Here is a 22233-nt window from a genome sequence, read left to right as displayed (position 1 = left end):
TGTCGTCGGCATGCCTGAAGACCACTCCTTTCCGTCGGACGAGTCCGCCCCCGAATTCCTCGAACTGACTACGGCCCAGCAGGGTGTGTGGTACGGCCAACTGGTCGACCCGGGCAGCCCCAAATACAACATCGGGGAATGCCTGGAGATTCGCGGAGAGGTTGACGAGAGGTTATTTTCCGCCGCGTTCAACCGGGTGGCCCACCTCTGCGACAGCCTGAACACCACGTTCGTCGCCGAGGACGGGACCGTCCGCCAGCGGGTGGTCCGCCCGGCGGCCGAAACCGACCGGCTGCACCGGGTGGACCTCACCGGAGCCGACGACCCCGTCGCGGCGGCGGAGCGGTACATGGCCGACGACATGGCCGCCGTCGACCGCCTCGAAGCACCGTCCCACCACTTCGCGCTGCTGCGGCTCGGCCCACGGCTCCACTACTGGTACGTCCGCTTCCACCACATCGCCGTGGACGGCCTCGGCGCCGCGCTCCTCACCCGCGCCGTGGCCGACTTCTACACGCGTGCCGTGCGCGGCGAGGACCTCACGGCGCTGGAGCCGCCCTTCGGCCCCCTGCACGCCCTGGTGGCCGACGAGGCCGCCCACCGGGCCTCCGGCGGACTGGAGGCGGACCGCGCCTACTGGACCGGCAGGTTCTCCGACCGCGCCGCGGGCGGCGGCACGGACGGCGCCCCCCTCCTCAGAAGACGCACGGACAGGGCGGGCGACGACGAACACCCCGGCCCCGGCGCCCTGCACACCGGCGAGACCCTCCCCCTGCCCGTGTTCGACGGCCTGCGACGGCTCGCGGCCGGCCACCGCACCACCTGGAGCGCGGCCCTCGTCGCGGCGGTCGCCGCCTGCACGGGACGGATCACCGGACGCCGGGAGGTCTGCGTGGGCCTCGCCTCCCACGGCCGCCACGGCGCCCTCCGGCACGTGGTCGGGATGACCTCCACCATCCTGCCCCTCAGGCTGGCCGTCGATCCCGGCACGACGGTCGGGGAACTCGTCCGGAGCGTCGCCGCCGAGATGCGCGGCGCACTGCGCCACCGCCGCTTCTCGCGCGAACAACTCGCCCGCGAGCTGAACCTCGCCGAAGGAGCGGCCCGCCTCACGGACCTCGTCGTGAACATCATGGGGTACGGCTACGACCTCGACTTCGCCGGCAGCCCCGCCGCCTCCCGCCTGCTGTCCCTCGGCCCCGTCGACGACGTCTCCCTGTTCGTCTCCGAACGTCCCGAGGGGACCGGACCGCAGATCGGCTTCGACACCGACCCGGCGCTCCACCACCCCGACGACGTCCACCTCCACCAGCAGGCCGTGATCGGCTTCCTGACCGCGTTCGCCGGCGCGGACTCAGACACGCCCGTGCGCGACCTCCCGCTGCTCGGCGAGGAGGCCGCCCGGACGCTCCTCGACCACGGACGCGGCGCCGCACTGCCCCCCGGGACCACGGACACGAGCCTCCCGGAGGCGTTCGCCGCGCGCGTCCGCGCCACCCCCGGCGCCCCCGCCGTCGTGGACGGCGCCACCGTCCTCTCGTACGCGGAACTGGCGGCGCGGGCCACCGGCCTGGCCCGCGCCCTCACCGGCTGGAACCTCCGCCCCGAGGACGGCGTCGGCGTCCTCGCGGGCCGCTCGGCCGCCGTCGTGACCGCCTCGCTCGGCACGGTGGAGGCGGGAACCGCGTACGTGCCGATGGACGCCGACTGGCCGGCCGAACGCCTCGACCGCGTCGCCGGGACCGCCCGCGTCCGCGCCCTGGTCGTCGACGAGGACGCCGCCGGACGCGACTGGGTGAAGGAGGCCGCCACCCGGCTGCCCGTCCTCGTGGTCGACCGCACCGGCACCGTCCTGCGCGGCGGCCCCGAACGGCCCGGCCCGCCGCCGGGACCCGTCCGCGGCGACCGGCTCGCGTACGTCATGTTCACCTCCGGCTCCACCGGCCTGCCCAAGGGCGTCGGCGTCGCCCACGCCGACGTCCTCGCCCTGGCCGCCGACTCCGCCTGGACCGGCACCTGCGACGCGGTCCTCATGCACTCCGCGTACGTCTTCGACGCCTCCACCTTCGAAATCTGGGTGCCGCTCCTCAACGGCGGCCGGGTCGTCGTCGCCCCCGCCGGCCTCCTGGACGCCCGCGGGCTCAAGGACGCGACCGCCCGCCACGGCGTCACCGCCGCCTTCCTCACCACGGCCCTCTGCAACGTCGTCGCCGAGACCGACCCGACGGCCTTCGCGGGCCTGCGCCTGGTCGCCGCGGGCGGCGAGGCCGCCGCCCCCGACCTGATGGGGCGGATGGCCGCCGCGGCCCCCGGGACCCGCGTCCTGCACGTGTACGGACCCACCGAGACCACCACGTTCGCCTCCCGCCACCGGGTCGCGCCCGCCGCCCCCGGCGTCCCGCCCGTCGGCCGCGCCCTCGACGGGACGCGCCTGTACGTGCTCGACGACTCCCTGCGCCCCGTGCCGCCCGGCACCGTGGGCGAGCTGTACGTGAGCGGCGCCGGAGTCGCCCGCGGCTACCTGGACCGGCCCGGCCTCACGGCCGCCCGGTTCGTCCCCGACCCGTACGACGGGAACGGGGGCCGGATGTACCGCACCGGCGACCTGGCGCGCTGGACGGCCCACGGGGACGTCGAGTACGCCGGGCGCACCGACGGGCAGATCAAGCTCCGCGGGTTCCGGATCGAACCCGCCGAGGTCGAGAACGCCCTGCTCGCCCGCCCCGACGTCCGCGACGCCCGCGTCCTGGTCCGCGAGGACGCGCCCGGCGACCGCCGGCTCGTCGCCTACGTCGTACCGGTCCCCGGCACGCGGCCGGACGGCCCGGAACTCGCCCTCGCCCTCGGCCGCGTCCTGCCCGCGTACACGGTGCCCTCCGCGTTCGTCCTCCTCGACGCGCTGCCCCTGAACGCCAACGGCAAGGTCGACCGGAAGGCCCTCCCCGCACCCCAGGCCCCCACCACCCAGGGGTCCGCCCCGCGCACCCCGCGCGAGGAGGTGCTCGCGGGCCTGTTCGCCGACGTCCTCGGAGTGCCCGCCGTGGGCGTCGACGACAACTTCTTCTCCCTGGGCGGCCACTCCCTGCTCGCCACCCGGCTCGTCTCGCGGGTGAGGGCCGCCACGGGCGCCGGCACCGAACTGCGCGACCTCTTCGAACACCCCACGGTGGCCTCCCTCGCCACCACCCTCGGCACGGCGGGGGAGACCCGGCCCGCCCTCGTGCCCAAGGACCGGCCCGACCCCCTCCCGCCGTCCTTCGCCCAGCAGCGGCTCTGGTTCCTCAACCGGGCCGAGGACACGGGGGACACCTACAACGTGCCGCTCGTCCTCGACCTCGAAGGCCCCCTCGACACCGGGGCGCTGCGCGGCGCCCTCGCCGACGTGGTCGCCCGGCACGAGAGCCTGCGGACCGTGCTCGCCGAACACGACGGCGCCGCCCGCCAGATCGTGACCGACGCGCGGACCGCCGCGTCCCTCGTCCCCCTCGCCGTCGAGACGCCCCCGGCGGGCGAACCGGCCGAGGACTGGGCCGAACGGACGGCACGGCGCCTGGCGGCGGAGCCCTTCGACCTCACCACCGACCTGCCCGTACGCGCCCGGCTCCTCGCGACCGGCCCCGACCGGCACGTCCTGGTGCTCGTGCTCCACCACGTCGGCGCCGACGGCTGGTCCCTCGCCCCGCTCTGCCGCGACCTCGGCTCCGCCTACCGCGCCCGCACCACGGGCACCGCCCCCGACTGGCCCGAACTGCGCGTCCAGTACGCCGACTACACCCTCTGGCAGCGGGAACTCCTCGGCGACGACACCGATCCGGAGAGCCCGGTGGCCCGCCGGCTCGCCTTCTGGCGCAACGCCCTGCGCGGCGCCCCCGACCTCCTCGAACTGCCCCTGGACCGGCCCCGCCCCACGGTCCCGGACCACCGGGGCGACGCGGTGCCGTTCGCCCTGCCCGCCGACGCGTACGCGCGGCTGCGCGCCCTCGCCCGCGACACCGGCTGCACGCCCTTCATGGTCCTCCACGCCGCGCTCGCGGTCACGCTCCGCGCCCACGGCGCGGGCACCGACATCCCGCTGGGCACCGCGGTGGCGGGCCGGACCGACGAGGCCCTGGACGAGCTGGTGGGCTTCTTCGTCAACACCGTCGTGCTGCGTACGGACCTGTCCGGGAACCCGGCCTTCCGCGAACTGCTGCGCCGCGTCGCGGCGTTCGACCTCGCGGCCTTCGACCGGGCCGACCTGCCGTTCGAGCGGCTGGTCGAGGAGCTCAACCCGGACCGCTCCGGCGGCCACCACCCGCTCTTCCAGACCATGCTGGTGCTCCAGAACCAGCGGGCCGCCGCCCTCGACCTGCCCGGCGTCACCGTACGGGACAGGTCCCGGCACACCGGCATCAGCAAGTTCGACCTGACGTTCTCGCTCGTGGAGGTCCGGGAGGGTCCGGAGGCTCCGGAGAACCCGGAGGCCCCGGCGGCTCCGGGGTCCCCGGCGAACCCGGAGACCGTACGGCTCGGCGGCCACCTCGAATACGCCACGGAGCTCTTCGACCGCGCCACCGCCCGCGCGCTCGCCGACCGGTTCGCCCGCGTCCTCGCCCTCGCGGTGGCCGAACCCGACCGCGCCGTCGACGACTTCGACCCGCTCGCCCCGGACGAGTGCGCGGACCTCCTGGAGCGGGGCCGCGGCGAACGGCACCCGCTGCCGTCCCTCACCGTGCCCGAGGCGGTGGGGGAGTGGGCCGCCCGCACCCCGGACGCACCCGCCGTCCGCGACCCCCGCACCACCCTCACGTACGCCGCACTGCACACGCGGGCCGACGCCCTCGCCCGCGTGCTGCGCGAGCGCGGCGTCCGCCGCGGCACCCTGGTGGCGCTCGCGGTCCCGGCCTCGGCGGACACCGCGGTCGCCATGCTGGCCGTCCTGCGGGCCGGAGCCGCCTACGTGCCCGTCGACCCCGAGTACCCCCACGCCCGCATCCGCCAGATGCTGGACGACGCGCGCCCCGTCCTGCTCCTCACCGGCACGGACGTCCCCGCCGGCATACCCACGGGCGGCATACCCCGGCTCTCCCTGGACGATCCGGCCGTACGCGACGCCGATCCGGCCGCCGAACCCGCCGCCCAGGCCCCGCCCCACCCGGCCGACGCCGCCTACGTCATCTACACCTCCGGGTCGACCGGCCGCCCCAAGGGCGTCGTCGTCCCCCACCGGGCCCTCGCCAACCACATGGCCTGGATGGCGCGCCACCTGGACCTCACCCCGGACGACCGGATCCTCGCCCGCACCTCCACCAGCTTCGACGCCTCCGTCTGGGAGCTGTGGCTGCCGCTCGCGCACGGCGCCGAGGTCTGCGTGGCGCCCTCCGGCGCCAACCGCGAACCGCGCGAACTCCTCTCCTGGATGCGCCGCTTCGACGTCACCGTGGCCCAGTTCGTGCCCTCCCACCTCGAACTCGTCCTCGCCGAGGAGGCAGGGACGCCACCGCCCGCCCTGCGGGCCGTCCTCTGCGGCGGCGAACCCCTGCCGCGCGCCCTCGCCGCCGCCGTCACCGCCCGCTGGCACGCCGAACCGCACAACCTGTACGGGCCGACCGAGGCGACCATCGACGCCACCGCCCACCGGGTGGGCCCGGCGGAGCCCGCCCGCACGGCGTCAGGCGGGTCCGTCCCCATCGGACGGCCCGTCGACGGGACGCGCGCCTACGTCCTCGACGAGCGGCTGCGCCCCGTGCCGCCCGGCGTCACCGGCGAGCTGTACCTCTCCGGTCCCCACCTCGCCCGCGGCTACCTCGACCGCCCGGCCCTCACGGCCGCCGCGTTCGTGGCCGACCCGTTCGACGCCCCCGGCGCCCGCATGTACCGGACCGGCGACCTGGCCCGGTGGAACCGCGACGGGCTGCTCGAACACGTCGGACGCGCCGACGACCAGGTCAAGCTCCGCGGCTTCCGCGTCGAACCCGGCGAGGCGGCCGCCGCCCTCCTCGACCTGCCCGGCGTCGCGGCCGCCTGCGCGGTGGTCCGCGAGGACGCCCCCGGCCGCCGCCGGCTCGTCGCGTACGCCGTCACCGCCGACCGGGCGCCGGGCGCCACCGCCCTGCGGGACGCGCTCGCCGGGACACTGCCGCACCACCTGGTCCCCGAGGCGGTCGTCGTCCTCGACGCGCTGCCGCTGCTGCCCAACGGCAAGGTGGACCGTGCCGCCCTGCCCGCCCCCGCCGACGACGACCCGGACCGGACGGGACCGGGCCCGCGCACCCTCCGGGAGGACCTGGTCGCGGGGATCTTCGCCGACGTCCTGGAACGCCCCTCGGTCGGACCCCACGACAGTTTCTTCGACCTCGGCGGACACTCCCTCCTCGCGATGCGCGTCGTCAGCCGGATCCGTGCCGTGCTCGGCGCCGACCTCGCGGTACGGACCCTCTTCGAACACCCCACGCCCGCCGCCCTCGCCCGGGTCCTGGACCCGGCGGCACCGGCCCGGCCCGCGGTGACGCCCGTCCGCCGCCGCCCCGACCCCCTGCCGCTCTCCTTCGCGCAGAGCAGGCTGTGGTTCCTCGGCCGCCTGGAGGGGCCCGGCTCCACCTACAACGTCCCCCTCGTCCTGGAACTGCGCGGCGCGCTGGACGCGGACGCCCTGCGCGCCGCCCTGCGCGACGTCGTGGAGCGCCATGAAGCGCTGCGCACCGTCTTCCCCGAACGGGACGGGGTGCCCCACCAGGTGGTGCTGCCCGCCGCCGGCGCCGCGCCCCGGCCGCCCGTCGAGAGCACGGCGCCGGCGGACCTGGAGGCGACCGTTCTGGCGGCCGTCCGCGAACCGTTCGACGTGCTCACCGACCCGCCGCTGCGCGCCCGGCTGCTGCGCGCCGCCCCCGAGCACCACGTCCTGGTCCTGGTCCTCCACCACATCGCGGGCGACGGCTGGTCCCTGGGGCCGCTCACCCGCGACCTGGGCGACGCCTACCGCGCCCGCCTCGCCGGCCGGGCGCCCGCACCCGCGACCGGCACCCCGCTCCAGTACGCCGACTACGCCCTCTGGCAGCACGAGCTCCTCAAGGAGGACGGCGACGTCCTCGGGCGGCAGCTCGACCACTGGCGCGGTGCGCTCGCGGGCCTGCCCGAACTGCTCGAACTGCCCCTCGACCGGCCCCGGCCCGCCGTCGCGGACCCCCGGGGAGCCGTGGTCGCCCTCGACGTGCCGCCCGCCCTGCACCGGGGCCTCCTCGACCTGGCCCGCACCTCCGGCAGCACCCTCTTCATGGTGCTCCGGGCGGCCGTGGCCGCACTGCTGCGGCAGCACGGCGCGGGCGACGACATCCCCCTCGGAACGCCGGTCGCCGGACGCACCGACGAGGCCCTGGAGGACCTGGTCGGCTTCTTCGTCAACACGCTCGTCCTGCGCACCGACCTGTCCGGCGACCCGACCTTCCGCGAACTGCTGCACCGCGTCAGGGAGTTCGACCTGACGGCCCACGCCCACCAGGACGTGCCGTTCGAGCGGCTCGTCGAGAGCCTCAACCCCGTCCGCGCCCGGGACCACCACCCGCTCTTCCAGACCATGCTGGTCCTGCAGAACCAGCGGCCCGTCCGCCCCGACCTGCCCGGCCTCACCGTCGAGCACCGCCTCGTCCACAACGGACTGAGCAAGTTCGACCTCACCTTCGCGTTCGAGGAGAACGAGCAGGAGGACGAGAACGGGGACGGCGGCGGTCTGTCCGGCGGCATCGAGTACGCCACCGCGCTCTTCGACCGCGCCACCGTCGAGGCGCTCGCCGCCCGGCTCGTCCGGCTGCTCGAACAGGTGGTCGCCGACCCGGACCGGCGCCTGTCCGGACACGACCCGCTCACCCCGGACGAGCACCTCCGCACCGCCCGCTGGGGCACCGGCCGTGCCCTCCCCGCCGGAACCGGAGCGGGAGCCGACACCGGAACCGGAAGCGACACCGGAGCCGACGCCGGGAACGGCACCCTGCCCGCCCTCTTCGCGCGATGGGCGCGCCGCACCCCCGACGCACCGGCCGTCACCGACGGCGCCGACACCCTCTCCTACGCCGGACTCGACCGGATCTCCGCCGACCTCGCCGCCGCCCTCGCCGGCCTCGGCGTCGGCCCCGAGGACTCCGTCGGCGTGCTCCTCGGCCGGTCGCCCGCCGTGGTCGCGGTCTCCCTCGGCGCGGTCCGCGCGGCCGCCGCCTACGTGCCGCTGGACGCGCGCTGGCCCGGCGAACGGCTCGACCGGGTCGCCGCCGTGGCGGAGCCCCGCGTCCTGGTCGTCGACGAGGAGAACGCCATCACCCCCTGGGCGACCGCCCGGGCCGACGACCTGCCGGTCGTCGTCGTGGACCGGCTCGGACGCGTGCTGCGCGGCGGGCCGGACCGGCCCGGCACCCCGGCGCCCGTCCCCGCCCCGACCGCCCTCGCCTACACCATGTTCACCTCCGGCTCCACCGGCCTGCCCAAGGGCGTCGGCGTCGCCCACGCGGACGTCGCCGCCCTCGCGCACGACACGGCCTGGGCGGACGGCGCCGCCGACGCGGTCCTGATGCACTCCGCGTACGTCTTCGACGCCTCCACCTTCGAGATCTGGACCCCGCTCCTCAACGGCGGCCGGGTCGTCGTGGCACCGGAAGGACTCCTGGAGGCCCGGACCCTCGACGCGGCCGTCCACGAACACGGGGTGACGGCCGTCTTCCTGACGACCGCACTGTTCAACGTCATGGCCGAGACCGACCCCGGGGCCTTCGCCGGCCTCCGGACGGTGTGCGCGGGCGGCGAACTCGCCTCCCCCGAAGCCATGCAGAGGGTCGCCTCGCTCGCCCCCGACACCCGCGTCCTGCACGTCTACGGGCCCACCGAGACCACCACCTTCGCCACCCGGTACACCGTCGCCGCCGACCTCCCGGCCGGACCGCCGCCCATCGGCCGCCCCCTGGACGGCATGCGCCTGTACGTCCTGGACGACGCCCTCCGCCCGGTCCCGCCGGGCGTCCTCGGCGAGCTGTACCTCGCGGGACGCGGCGTGGCGCGCGGCTACACCGGACGCCCCGGCGCGACCGCCACCCGGTTCGTCGCCGACCCCTTCGCGGCCGACGGCGGCCGCATGTACCGCACCGGCGACCTCGTGCGCTGGACCCCGGACGGGCACATCGCGTACGTGGCCCGCGCCGACGGCCAGGTCAAGCTGCGCGGCCACCGCGTCGAACCCGGCGAGATCGAGAACGTCCTCGCGGGCCGCCCCGAGGTCGCCGACGCGTTCGTCCTGGTCCGCGAGGACCTGCCCGGCGACCGCCGCCTCGTCGCCTACGTCGTACCGGCCGCCGGCGCCCGGCCCGACCCCGCCGAGCTGGCCCGCGAGGTCGGCCGCGCCCTGCCCGCCTTCATGGTGCCCGCCGCGATCGTCCCGCTGGACGCGTTCCCGCTGACCCCCAACGGAAAGGTGGACCGCGCCGCGCTCCCGGCGCCCGAGCACGACGCCCCGGCCCGCGGCAGGGCCCCGCGCACCGCCCGCGAGGAGATCGTCTGCGGCCTCTTCGCCGACCTGCTCGGCCTGCGGACCGTGGGCGCCGACGACGACTTCTTCGCCCTCGGCGGCCACTCCCTGCTCGCCACCCGCCTCGCCGCCCGGCTGCGCACCGTGCTCGACGTGGAGACCGAGGTCAGGACCGTCTTCGAGCACCCGACGCCCGCCGCGCTCGCCGCCGTCCTCGACGGCGCGGGCACGGCCAGGGCACGGCTCGGACGGGTCGCCCGCCGCCCCGACCCGATGCCGCTGTCCTACGCCCAGCAGCGCCTGTGGTTCCTCCACCGCTTCGAGGGCCCGAGCCCCACGTACAACGTGCCGCTCGTCCTGCGCCTGGACGGCCCGCTGGACACGGACGCCCTGACCCGCGCCCTCACGGACGTGGTCGAACGGCACGAGAGCCTGCGCACCGTCTTCCCCGACACCGCGGGCGTGCCGGGCCAGCGGGTCCTCGACGCCGCCGGCGCCGACCTCGACCTGACGCCCCGCGACGTCGCACCGGACCTGCTCGACGCGGTCCTCGCCGCCGAGACCGCGTACGCCTTCGACGTCGGCTCCGAACGGCCGGTGCGGGCCCGGATGCTCCGCCTCGGGGACGACTCCCACGTCCTGGTGCTCCTCGTCCACCACATCGCGGGCGACGGCTGGTCCCTCGCCCCGCTCGCCCGCGACCTCGGCACGGCCTACCGCGCCCGCGTCGCGGGGCAGGAGCCGGCCTGGGCCGAACTCCCCGTCCAGTACGCGGACTACACCCTGTGGCAGCGGGAACTCCTCGGCGACGAGGAGGACCCGTCCGGCACGGCCGCCCGGCAGCTGGAGTTCTGGCGGACCGCGCTCGCCGGACTGCCCGACCTCCTCGACCTGCCGCTCGACCGGCCGCGCCCGGCCGTCGCCACCCACCGGGGCGACGCGTTCCCCTTCCCGGTCGACGCCGCCACGCACCGCGCCCTCGCCGACCTCGCCCGGTCCCGGGGATGCAGCCTCTTCATGGTCCTCCAGGCCGCGCTCGCGGTACTGCTGCGCGCGCACGGCGCCGGCGAGGACGTCCCGCTGGGCACGCCCGTCGCGGGCCGCACCGACGAGGCGCTCGACGACCTGGTCGGCTTCTTCGTCAACACCCTGGTCCTGCGCACCGACCTGAGCGGCGACCCCACCTTCACCGAAGTCCTGGACCGTGTACGGGAGTTCGACCTCGCGGCCTACGCCCACCAGGACGTGCCCTTCGAACGCCTGGTGGACGCCCTCGACCCCGAGCGGGCCCAGAACCGCCACCCGCTGTTCCAGACCATGCTCGTGCTGCAGAACCACGCCGGAGCGAGCGTGGACCTGCCGGGCCTCACGGTGACGGAGCAGCCGGTCCACACCGGCATCAGCAAGTTCGACCTCACGTTCACCTTCACCGAGCGCCGTGACGAGGAGGGCCGCCCCGCCGGCCTCGACGGCAACCTGGAGTTCGCCACCGACCTCTTCGAACACGCCACCGCGCACGCCCTCGCCGCCCGCCTGACCAGGCTCCTCGGCGCGCTCGCCGCCGCCCCCGACCGGCCCGTCCGCACGGCGGACGTCCTGACGGCGGACGAGCGGACCGCGCTCGTACGGAGCGGCCACGGCCTCGCCCGGACGGTGCGGGCGCGGACCGTGCCCGAGGCGTTCCGCGCCCAGCGCGACCGCACCCCGGGGGCGTTCGCCGTACGGGACGGTGGACGGAACACCACCTTCGCCGAACTCGACGCGCTCTCCGACGCGATGGCGCACCTGCTGCGCGGGCGCGGGGTCGGCCGCGGGGACGTGGTGGCGCTCGCGCTGCCCGGCACCACCCACCAGGTGGTGGCGATGCTCGCGGTCGCCAAGGCCGGGGCCGCGTGGCTGCCGGTCGACCCGGAGTACCCCGCCGCCCGGCTCGGCTTCGTGATCGAGGACGCCCGGCCCGTCCTCCTCGTGACCACCGCGGCGACCCTGCGGACGCTGCCGGACCTGCCGGTGCCGGTCCTCGCGGTCGACGGGCCCGAGGCGGCGGAGCCCGCATCCGTATCCGCGTCCTCCCCGGCCGCCGCACCGGACCCGCGGGACGCCGCCTACGTCATCCACACCTCCGGATCGACCGGCCGCCCCAAGGGCGTCGTCGTCACCCACGCCGCGCTCACCAACCACATGGCGTGGATGGCCGGCCACCTGTCCCTCACCGACGCCGACCGCGTCCTCGCCCGCACCTCGCCGAGCTTCGACGCCTCGGTGTGGGAGACCTGGCTGCCGCTCCTGCACGGCGGCGCCACCTGCCCGGTGCCGCCGTCCCTCAACCACGACCCGGCCGGCCTCCTCGCCCGGATGCGCGGAGAAGGGGTGACGGTGGCCCAGTTCGTGCCCTCGCTCCTCTCCCTCGTCCTCGGCGAGACCGAGCACGAGCGACCCCCGGCCTCCCTGCGGGCCGTCCTGTGCGGCGGCGAACCCCTGACCGCGTCCCTGGCCGAACGCGCCGGGCGGGTCTGGGGCGCCGAGGTGCACAACCTGTACGGGCCGACCGAGGCGACCATCGACGCCACCGCCCACCGCCACCGGCCCGCGGACGCCACCGCGTCCGGCGCCCGGGCCACGGCCACCGTGCCCCTCGGCCGACCGGTCGACAACACCCGCGCGTACGTCCTCGACGACGCCCTCGCCCCGGTCCCGCCGGGCGTCGTGGGTGAGCTGTACCTCGCCGGCGAGGGCCTGGCGCGCGGCTACCTCGGCCGCCCCGGCCTGACCGCCGAACGGTTCGTCGCCGACCCGTTCGGGCCCCCGGGGACGCGCATGTACCGCACGGGCGACCTCGTCCGCCGCACCGCGGACGGTCTCCTCGCCTATGTGTCCCGCGCCGACGACCAGGTCAAACTGCACGGCCTGCGCATCGAACCCGGCGAGATCGAGGCCGCCCTCACCGCGCTCCCCGGCGTCGGCACCGCCTGCGTGCTCGTCCGCGAGGACCGGCCGGGCGAGCAGCGCCTCGCCGCCTACACCGTCCCCGAACCCGGGGGACCCGGCGTCCCCGATCCCCGTACGCTGCGGGAACGGCTGGCCGCCTCCCTCCCGCCGTACATGGTCCCCGCCGACTTCGTCCCCCTGGACGCGCTGCCGCTGCTGCCCAACGGCAAGACGGACCGGCGCGCGCTCCCGGCCCCCGCCCGCCCCGCCCCGGAGGCCGGGCGGAGGGACGGCGGGAAGCCGCGCACCGAGCGGGAGCGGGTCCTGTGCGAGGTGTTCGCCGCGGTGCTGCGCGTGCCCGGGGTCCGCACCGACGACGACTTCTTCGCGCTCGGCGGCGACAGCATCCTCTCCATCCAGCTGGTCGGCCGGGCCCGCGAGAACCGGCTCGGCATCACCCCCCGGGACGTCTTCCTGCACCGCACGCCCGAGGCGATCGCGGCGGCCGCCGAGGAACTCGACGGACGCACCCCGGCCCCGGCCGACGACGGCGTCGGCACCATGCCCCTCACCCCCATCGCGGCCTGGTTCCTGGACCGGCCGGGACCCACGGACGGCTACAACCAGTCCGCCGTCCTGCGGACCCCCGCGGACGCCGACGAGGAGCGCCTCGCCGCCGCGCTCCAACTCCTCGTCGACCACCACGACATGCTGCGGGTACGGGTCACCCGCACCGCCGGGGGCGAACCGGCCCTGGAGACCCTGCCCCGGGGGACCGTGCCCGTCCGCCCCCGCCTCACCCGGATCGACGTCGCCGGGCGGGACGCGGACGGGGTCCGCGCCGCCCTCGCCGAAGCGGGCGAGCGGGCCAGGGAACGGCTGCGGCCCGCGCACGGCGAGGTGTTCCGGGCGGTGTGGTGCGACGCCGGGCCGGGGGCCCGCGGACGGCTCCTGCTCGTCGTGCACCACCTGGCGGTCGACGCGGTGTCCTGGCGGATCCTGGTCGAGGACCTGGCGACGGCCTGGCGCGCCGTGTCCGCCGCCGCCACCGATCCGGCGAGCACGTCCACCGGCACCGTGCCGGGAGCCCCCGCCGGGACAACCGCCCCCGAACCGGAGGCCCCCACCGGGGCGACCGCCGGGGCGACTGCCGGGGCGACCGCCCCCGCCCTGCCCCCCGTCACCACCTCCTACCGCTCCTGGGCGCGGCTCCTCGCCGCCCAGGCCCGGGAAGGCGCCCGGGCGTCCGAAATCCCGCTGTGGGAGACGGTGGCGCGGGCGTCCGACCCGCCGCTGGCCGACCGGCCCCTCGACCCCGCGCGGGACACGGCGGGCCGGACCCGGACCCTGACCACCCACCCGGCGACCGCCCGCACCCGGGCCCTGCTCACCACCGCCCCCGCCGCCTTCCACGCCGGCGTGGACGACGTCCTGCTCACGGCCCTCGCCCTCGCCGTCCGCTCCTGGCGGGCGCACCGCGCCGACCGGACCGGCACACCGCGCCCGGAGGGCACCGGCGTGCTGATCGGCCTGGAGAGCCACGGCCGCGAGCAGATCGCCGGCCATCTCGACCTGTCCCGTACGGTCGGCTGGTTCACCAGCCTCCACCCGGTCCTGCTCGACCCCGGCCCCCTCGACCCGCGCGACCCCGCCCGCCTCGGCGCCGACCTCGTGGACCGGGCCGTCAAACGCGTCAAGGAGCAGCTGCGGGCCGTGCCGGACCACGGCATCGGCCACGGCGTGCTGTACCGCCTCGACCCCGGCGCGCGGGCCCGCCGCGAAGGCGCGGCCGAACCCCAGATCGGCTTCAACTACCTCGGCCGGTACGCGGCCGGGGACCCGGCGGGCGACGGGGACGCCGACTGGCAGGTCGTGCTCGACGGCGGCGGCCCGGCCGCCCAGGACCGGGACATGCCCGTCCACCACGTCCTGGACGTCAACGCCCACACCGAGGACCGGCCCGGCGGGCCCCGCCTCGTGACGCGCTGGACCTGGCCCGCCGACCTGCTCGCCGAGGAGGACGTGACGGCCCTCGCCGACGCCTTCGACCGGGCCCTGAACGCGATCGCCGAACACGCCGAACGGCCCGACGCGGGCGGCTGGACGCCGTCCGACCTTCCCCTGGTCTCCCTCGACCAGAACCAGCTCGACCGACTGAAGAACAAGTGGGGTGGCCGCAAGTGACCGGGTTCCAGCTCGAAGACGTCCTGCCGCTGACGCCGTTGCAGGCGGGCATGCTCTTCCACGCGCTGTACGACTCCGACGCCGTCGACGTCTACACCGCGCAGTTCGTCTTCACCCTCGAAGGCACCGTCGACACGGCCGCGCTGCACGCCGCCGTCGGCACGCTGCTGCGCCGGCACGCCAACCTGCGCGTGGGCTTCCTCCACGAGGACCTGGACGAACCGGTGCAGGCCGTGGCCGCCGAGGTGCCGGTGCCGCTCGCCCACCACGACCTCACGGCGCCGGACGACGGGCGGACGGTCGAGGAGCGGGTCCGCGCCTTCCTCGCTGCCGACCGCACCCGGCGCTTCGACCTCGCCACCCCGCCGCTGATGCGGTTCTCCCTGCTGCGCACCGGACCCGACCGCCACCGCCTGGTGATGACGAGCCACCACATCCTGTTCGACGGCTGGTCGACGCCGGTCCTCGTGCGCGAGCTGTTCGAGCTGTACGCCCACCGGGGCGACGACGCCACCCTGCCGCGCGTCACCCCGTACCGCACCTACCTCGCCTGGCTGGCCGGGCAGGACGAGTCCACCGCCCTCGACGCCTGGCGCACCGCCCTGGCGGGCGTCGAGGCACCGACGCTGCTCGCCGGGCGCGGCGCGACGGAGGCGGCCCGCGCGGGCGAACTGCCCGAGACCCTGGTCCTCGAACTCGACGCGGCGACCAGCGAGCGGCTGCGGGAGACCGCCCGCGCCCACCGGCTCACCCTCAACACCCTCGTCCAGGGCGCCTGGGGCCTGCTGCTCGCCCGGCTCACCGGCCGCCGGGACGTCCTGTTCGGCACGACCGTCTCCGGCCGCCCGCCGGAGCTGCCCGGCGTCGAGTCGATGGTCGGCCTCTTCATCAACACCGTGCCGGTGCGCCTGACCCTCCGCCCCGGCGAGACCCTCGCCGGACTCCTCGCCCGCCTCCAGGACGAGCAGGGCCGCCTCCTCGGCAGCCAGCACGTGGGCCTGACCGAGATACGCGGGACGACGGGCCTCGACACGCTCTTCGACACCCTGGCCGTCTTCGAGAACTACCCGCTGGACGAGGAGACCCTGCGCACGGCCCGGCAGGGCCTGCCCGGCCTGGCCGTCACCGGGTTCGAGGGCACGGACGCCGCCCACTACCCCCTCACCCTCACCGTCGCCCCCGGCGACGCCCTGCGCATCACCTTCGGCTTCCGGCCCACCGCCCTCGACCGGGAGGAGACCGCCCGCACGGTCGCCCGGATGCGCGTCCTCCTGACGGCCCTGGCCGACGGCCTCGACCGCCCGGCCGACTCCGTGTCCGTCCTGCTCGACGGCGAGCGCGAGGCGCTGCTCGCCAAGGGCGAGGGAGCCGTCCTCCCCGCCGCGGTGCTCACCACCGACCTCCCGGCCGCCGTCGCCCGGCACGCCGCCGCCCACCCGGACGCGGTCGCGGTCACTGGGACCGGGGAGCGGCTCACGTACGGGGAGCTGTGCGCCCTCGCCGACGACCTGGCCGGGGCCCTGACCGGCCTCGGCGCGAGCCCCGAGGAGGGCGTCGGCCTCCTCGTCGGCCGCTCGGCCGCCCAGGTCACCGCCCCGCTCGGAGTCCTGCGCGCGGGCGCCTCCTACGTGCCCCTGGACCCCCGCTGGCCCGACGACCGGCTCACCCGGGTGACCGGGGCCGCCGCTCCGCGCCTCCTGGTCGTCGACGAGGAGAACCGCACGCATCCCTGGGTGCGGTCCCTCGGCCCCGGGGCGCGGATCGTGACCGTGGACGCCGCCGGCCGCGTCCGGGACGGCCGGCCCGCCGCCCCCGGCCCGCTGCCCGCCGCCACCGGGGGCGCCCGGCTCGCGTACACCATGTTCACCTCCGGCTCCACCGGCCTGCCCAAGGCCGTCGGCGTCACCCACGCCGACATCGCCGCCCTCGCCGCCGAGCGGACCTGGGACGACGGCGCGACCGACGCGGTCCTGCTGCACTCGGCCTATGTCTTCGACGCCGCCACCTTCGAGATCTGGGTGCCGCTGCTGCGCGGCGGCCGGATCGTGGTGGCACCGGACGGGGTGCTCCAGCCCGAACGGCTCAGGGAGCTCGTCGCCCGGGACGGCGTCACCGCGGCGTTCCTCACCACCGCCCTGTTCAACGTCTTCGCCGAGACCGACCCGGGCGCCCTCGGCCTGCTCCGCCTCGCCGCCGCCGGAGGGGAGGCCGCCGCCCCCGGAGTGCTCCAGCGGCTCGCCGCCGCCCACCCCGGCACCCGCGTCCTCAACGCCTACGGGCCCACCGAGACCACCACCTTCGCCCTGCTCCACCAGGTCGCCGCCGACGCGGACCCGGACGGCTCACCGCCCGTCGGACGGCCCCTCGACGGGGTCCGCGCCCTCGTCCTGGACGCCGCCCTGCGCCCCGTGCCGGACGGCGCCGAGGGCGAGCTGTACCTGGCGGGGCCGGGGGTCGCGCGCGGCTACCTCGGACAGCCGGGGGCGACGGCCACCCGGTTCGTCGCCGACCCCTCGGACCCGGCCGGCGGCCGCATGTACCGCACCGGGGACCTCGTCCGCCGCACCCCCGGCGGAGACGTCCTCTACGTGGGCCGCGCCGACCAGCAGGTCAAGCTGCGCGGCCACCGCATCGAGCCCGCCGAGATCGAGGCCGCCCTGCGCGCCCACCCCTCCGTGCGCGCCGCGTGCGTCGTCGTCCGCGAGGACCTGCCCGGCGACCGCGCCCTGACCGCCTACGTCGTCCCGGCCCCCGGCCGCACGCCCGACCCGGCCGCCCTCACCGCCCACGTGGGCAGCCGCCTGCCCGCGTACATGGTCCCCTCGGCCGTGCAGCCCCTGGACGCGCTGCCGCTGACGCCCAACGGCAAGCTCGACCGGGCCGCCCTGCCGGCGCCCGCCGCCCTGCCGGACACGGTCGGGCGGGCCCCGCGCGGCGCACGCGAGGAGATCCTCGCGGGGCTGTTCGCCGACGTGCTCGGCCTGCCGGGGGTCGCCGCCGACGACAACTTCTTCGCGCTCGGCGGCCACTCGCTGCTCGCGACCCTGCTCGTGGGCCGCATCCGCACGGCGCTCGACGCCGAGACCGGGATCCGCACCCTCTTCGAGCACCCCACCGTCGCCTCGCTCGCCGCCGCCCTGGAGGACGCCGCCCGCCCGGCCCGCCCGCCCCTGGTCCCGAGGAGCCGGCCCGACGTGCTCCCCCTGTCGTACGCCCAGCGGCGGCTGTGGTTCCTCCACCGGCTCGACGGCCCCTCCGCCACGTACAACATCCCCTTCGCGGCGCGCCTGGAGGGCGCGCTCGACGTGGACGCCCTGCGCCGGGCCCTCCACGACACCGTCGCCCGCCACGCGCCCCTGCGCACCGTCTTCCCCGAGCGGGAAGGGGACCCGGTGCAGCACGTCCTTCCGCCCGAGGACGCCCGGCCGGTGCTCCTCCTCGACCCCGTGGACGAGGACAAGTGTGCCGACCGGATCGCCGCCGCCGTGGCCGAACCGATCGACGTCGAACGCGAACTCCCGCTGCGGGCGACCCTGTTGCGGCTCGCGGACGACTCCCACGTCCTCGTCCTCGTGATCCACCACATCGCCGCCGACGGCTCGTCCCTGGCCCCCCTCCTCCGCGACCTCGGCACCGCCTACCGCGCCCGCCTCGGCGGAACGGCCCCGCAGTGGTCCCCGCCGCCCGTCGACTACGCCGACTACACGCTGTGGCAGCGGGACCTCCTCGGCGACGAGGAAGACCCCGACAGCCCGCTCTCGCGCCAGCTCGCCTTCTGGCGGGACGCCCTGGCCGGCCTGCCCGAATGCGTCGAACTGCCCCGGGACCGCCCCCGTCCCCCCGCCCCCCGGCACCGGGGCGCCACCCACCACTTCACCGTCGACGACGCCACGGCCCGGCGGATCGCCGCGCTCGCCCGCGCGAACGGGTGCAGCGTCTTCATGGTGCTCCGGGCGGCCCTGGCGCTCCTGCTCTCCCGGCACGGCGCCGGCGAGGACGTCCCCCTGGGCACCGCCGTCGCCGGGCGCACCGACGAGGCCACCGCCGACCTCGTCGGCTTCTTCGTGAACACGCTCGTGCTGCGCACCGACCTGAGCGGCGATCCGACCTTCCGCGAACTCCTCGACCGCGTCAAGGAGTTCGACCTGTCCGCCCACGCCCACCAGGACGTCCCCTTCGAACGGCTCGTGGAACTCCTCAACCCGGCACGCGCAGCCCACCACCCGCTGTTCCAGACGATGCTGGTGCTCCAGAACCATGCGACCGCCGCCCCCGTCGACCTCCCCGGCCTCACCGTCCACGGCGTGCCGGTCGACCTCGGCGCCAGCAAGTTCGACCTGTCGTTCACCTTCGTGGAGACACCCGGTGGCGAGGGCGCGTCCGGTGGCGAGGACGCCCCCGGTGGCTGGGGCGCCCCCGGCGGTCTGCGGGCCTCCGTCGACTACGCCACCGAACTCTTCGACGCGGACACGGTGCGCGGCCTCGCCGACCGGCTCGTCCGCCTGCTCGACGCCGTCACCGAGGACCCCGGCCTGCCCCTGCACGCCTACGACGTCCTCGGCGACGCCGAACACGCCCGCCTCGTCCGGTGGGGGACCGGCCCGCACCGGGACCTCCCGCAGGAGACCTTCCCCGCACTCCTCGACCGGTGGGTACGGCGGACCCCGGACGCCCCGGCCGTCCGCGACGCGCACACCACCCTGACGTACCGCGAACTCGACGCGCGCGCCGACGCCCTCGCCCGGCGGCTCGTCGCACGGGGCATCCGCCCGGAGGACCGGGTCGCCGTGGCACTGCCCCGCGACGCCGGACTGGTGGTCGCCCTGCTCGGCGTGCTCAAGGCCGGCGCGGCCTATCTGCCCCTCGACACCGGCTACCCGGCCGCCCGCCTCGCGCACATGCTGGACGACGCGGCCCCCCGCCTGCTGCTCACCACCCCCGGACTGCACCGGCGCCTCCCGGACGCGACGGTCCCGCACCTCCATCCGGGAGACGACGGACCGGACCCGGCCCCGGACCCGTCCGCCCCCCTGCCCGTCCCGCACCCCGCGCACCCCGCGTACGTCATTTACACCTCCGGCTCCACCGGCCGCCCCAAGGGCGTGGTCGTCACCCACCGGGGGATCGGGGCGATGGCCGCGACCCAGCGGGAACGGCTGCGGCTCACCCCGGACAGCCGGGTCCTGCACCTGGCGTCGGTGAGCTTCGACGCCGCCTTCTGGGAGCTGTGCATGGCCCTGCTCTCCGGGGCCTGCCTGGAGATCGACGCGCGCGACGCCCTGCTGCCCGGACCGGCCCTCGCCGCCCGCGTCCGCGACCACGGCATCACCCACCTGACGCTCCCGCCGGCCGCCCTCGCGGTGATGCCGCCGGACTCGCTCCCCGCCGGGACCACGATCGTCCTCGCCGGTGAGGCCTGCCCGCCCGCCCTCGCCCGGACCTGGGCGCGCGAACGGCACCTCGTCAACGCGTACGGCCCCACGGAGACCACCGTCTGCGCCACCATGAGCGGCTTCCAGCAGGCGGACGGACCGTTCGCCCCGGACCGCACGGTGCCGATCGGCGCCCCCGTCGACGGCACCCGGGTACGTGTCCTCGACGCCCGCCTCGCCCCCGTACCGCCCGGCGTGGTGGGGGAGTTGTACGTCTCCGGCGACGGCCTGGCCCGCGGGTACCACGACCGGCCGGGGCTCACCGCCGCCCGGTTCGTCGCCGACCCGTTCGACCGGGCGGGCGGCCGGATGTACCGCACCGGCGACCTGGCCCGGTGGAACCACCGCGGACAGCTCGAATACGTCGGCCGCGTGGACGACCAGGTCAAACTGCGCGGCTTCCGCGTCGAGCTCGGCGAGGTCGAGGCGGCGCTCACCGCGCTCCCCGGCGTCGCCGCCGCCTGCGCCGTCGTACGGGAGGACCGCCCCGGCGACCGCCGCCTGGTCGCCTACACCGTGCCCGCCGAGGGGACGGCCGGGCCCGACGCGGCGGAGGTGCGGGCCCGCCTGGCGGACGTCCTGCCGGACCACATGGTGCCCTCCGCCCACGTACGCCTCGACGCCCTCCCGCTCACGCCCAACGGCAAGACGGACCGCAAGGCCCTGCCGGCGCCCGAGGAGCCGCGCCCCGGCGGACGCGAGCCGCGCACGGACCGGGAGCGGACGCTGTGCGAGGTGTTCGCGCGGACCCTCGGGGTGCCCCGGGTCGGCGCCACGGACGACTTCTTCGCCCTCGGCGGGCACTCCCTGCTCGCCGTGACGCTGGCCCGCCGGATCGAGGAGGAGTGCGGCCGGCGCCTGTCGCTGCGCGCCCTGTTCGCCGCCCCGACGGTCGAGGGCGTCGCCCGCCTCCTGGCGGACCCGGAGGACGGCACCGCCCCGCCGCACGGGCCCGGACCGGTGGATTGGACGGCGGAGGTCCGTCTCGCCGACGACGTCACCGGCGCCGGACGGACGCCCGCACCGGCGGACCCGGCACGACGGCACCGCTCCCGGCCCTCGCCCAGGCCCTTCCTGACGGGCGCCTCCGGCTTCCTCGGCGCGTTCCTGCTGCGCGACCTGATCGAGACGACCGGCGCACCGGTCGACTGCCTGGTCCGCGCCCGGGACGAGGAGGACGGCGCCCACCGCCTGCGGGAGAACCTGCGGCGGTACGGCCTGTGGCGCGATCGCTACACGGACCTGATCCACGCCGTGCCCGGCGACCTCGCCGCCCCGCGCCTCGGCCTCACCCCGGAGGTCCGCGCCGCCCTCGTCCGCCGACTCGGCCCCGTGCTGCACAACGGCGCCCGGGTCAACTTCGCGGCCGGCTACGGCGACCTGCGCGCCGCGAACGTCGCCGGGACCGAGGAACTGCTGCGGATGCTCGCCGACTCCGACTCGCCCGGCATGCACCACGTGTCCACGACGAGCGTCCACGCCCCGTCGGCCCGCCCCGTGACGGTCACGGAGACGACGCCGACCGGCCCGGCCGACGCCCTGCCCGACGGCTACGCGCGGAGCAAATGGGTCGCGGAGGGACTGATCGGCCTGGCGCGCGAGCGCGGCCTCCCGGTCACCGTCCACCGGCCCGGCCGCATCAGCGGCGACACCGCCACCGGCGCCTGCCAGGACCGCGACCTGCTGTGGCAGCTCATCAAGGGCTGCCTCCAGGCGAAGGCGGTCCCCGACCTGCCGCACGGGTCGACGGGCTGGGTGCCCGTGGACTACGTCAGCGCGGCGGTGGTGGCGCTCGCCACGGCCGCGCCCGGCGGCACGGACACCTTCCAGTACACCCATCCGGACGCGCCCGGCCTGGACCGGGTCTTCGCCGTCGCCGGGAAGCTCGGCTACGAACTGCGCGAAGTGCCCGCAGAGGAGTGGCGGGCACTCGTCGCGGCCCGCCCCGACAACGCCGCCCAGCTGTTCCTCGGCGAGGGCGGAAACGCGGGGAGCGCCGGGAACACCGGGGAGGCCGTCGACGGGCGCCGCTTCGACTCCCGCCGCACGGCCGAGGCGGCGGCACGGCTCGGCGTACGGCCGCCGGCCCTCACGGAGGAGGTCCTCGTGCGCTACCTGGCCTACTTCCGGGGGACGGGCTTCCTGCCGGCCCCGGACGCGGAGTGACGGCCGGGCGGAGGGGGCGGACGCACGCCCCCTCCGCCC

General features: G+C 76.6%; 2 protein-coding genes. Both read left to right on the top strand.

Translation table 11 applies throughout. From position 1 onward, the window contains the following. The first annotated feature begins 10 nt into the window (after positions 1-10). Positions 11-14596 (top strand): non-ribosomal peptide synthetase, encoded by a 14586-nt coding sequence (locus OO47_RS11610; protein ID WP_030207729.1) that lies wholly within the window; start codon positions 11-13, stop codon positions 14594-14596. After that, complete coding sequence (locus OO47_RS11605) at positions 14593-22194, top strand: non-ribosomal peptide synthetase (protein ID WP_030207727.1); 7602 nt, start codon at positions 14593-14595, stop codon at positions 22192-22194. The genes OO47_RS11610 and OO47_RS11605 overlap by 4 nt, the downstream gene beginning before the upstream one ends. Positions 22195-22233 lie beyond the last annotated feature (39 nt).

Source organism: Streptomyces bikiniensis (assembly GCF_000716625.1).
Classification (GTDB): Bacteria; Actinomycetota; Actinomycetes; order Streptomycetales; family Streptomycetaceae; genus Streptomyces; species Streptomyces bikiniensis.
The sequence above is the reverse complement of the archived record's forward strand: the minus strand, read 5'-3'. Positions and strand labels throughout refer to the sequence as shown.

What these genes read in the sequence shown, in the direction of transcription:
- OO47_RS11610 (WP_030207729.1), top strand. Translation starts at nt 11, where the DNA reads ATGCCTGAAGACCACTCCTTTCCGTCGGACGAGTCCGCCCCCGAATTC.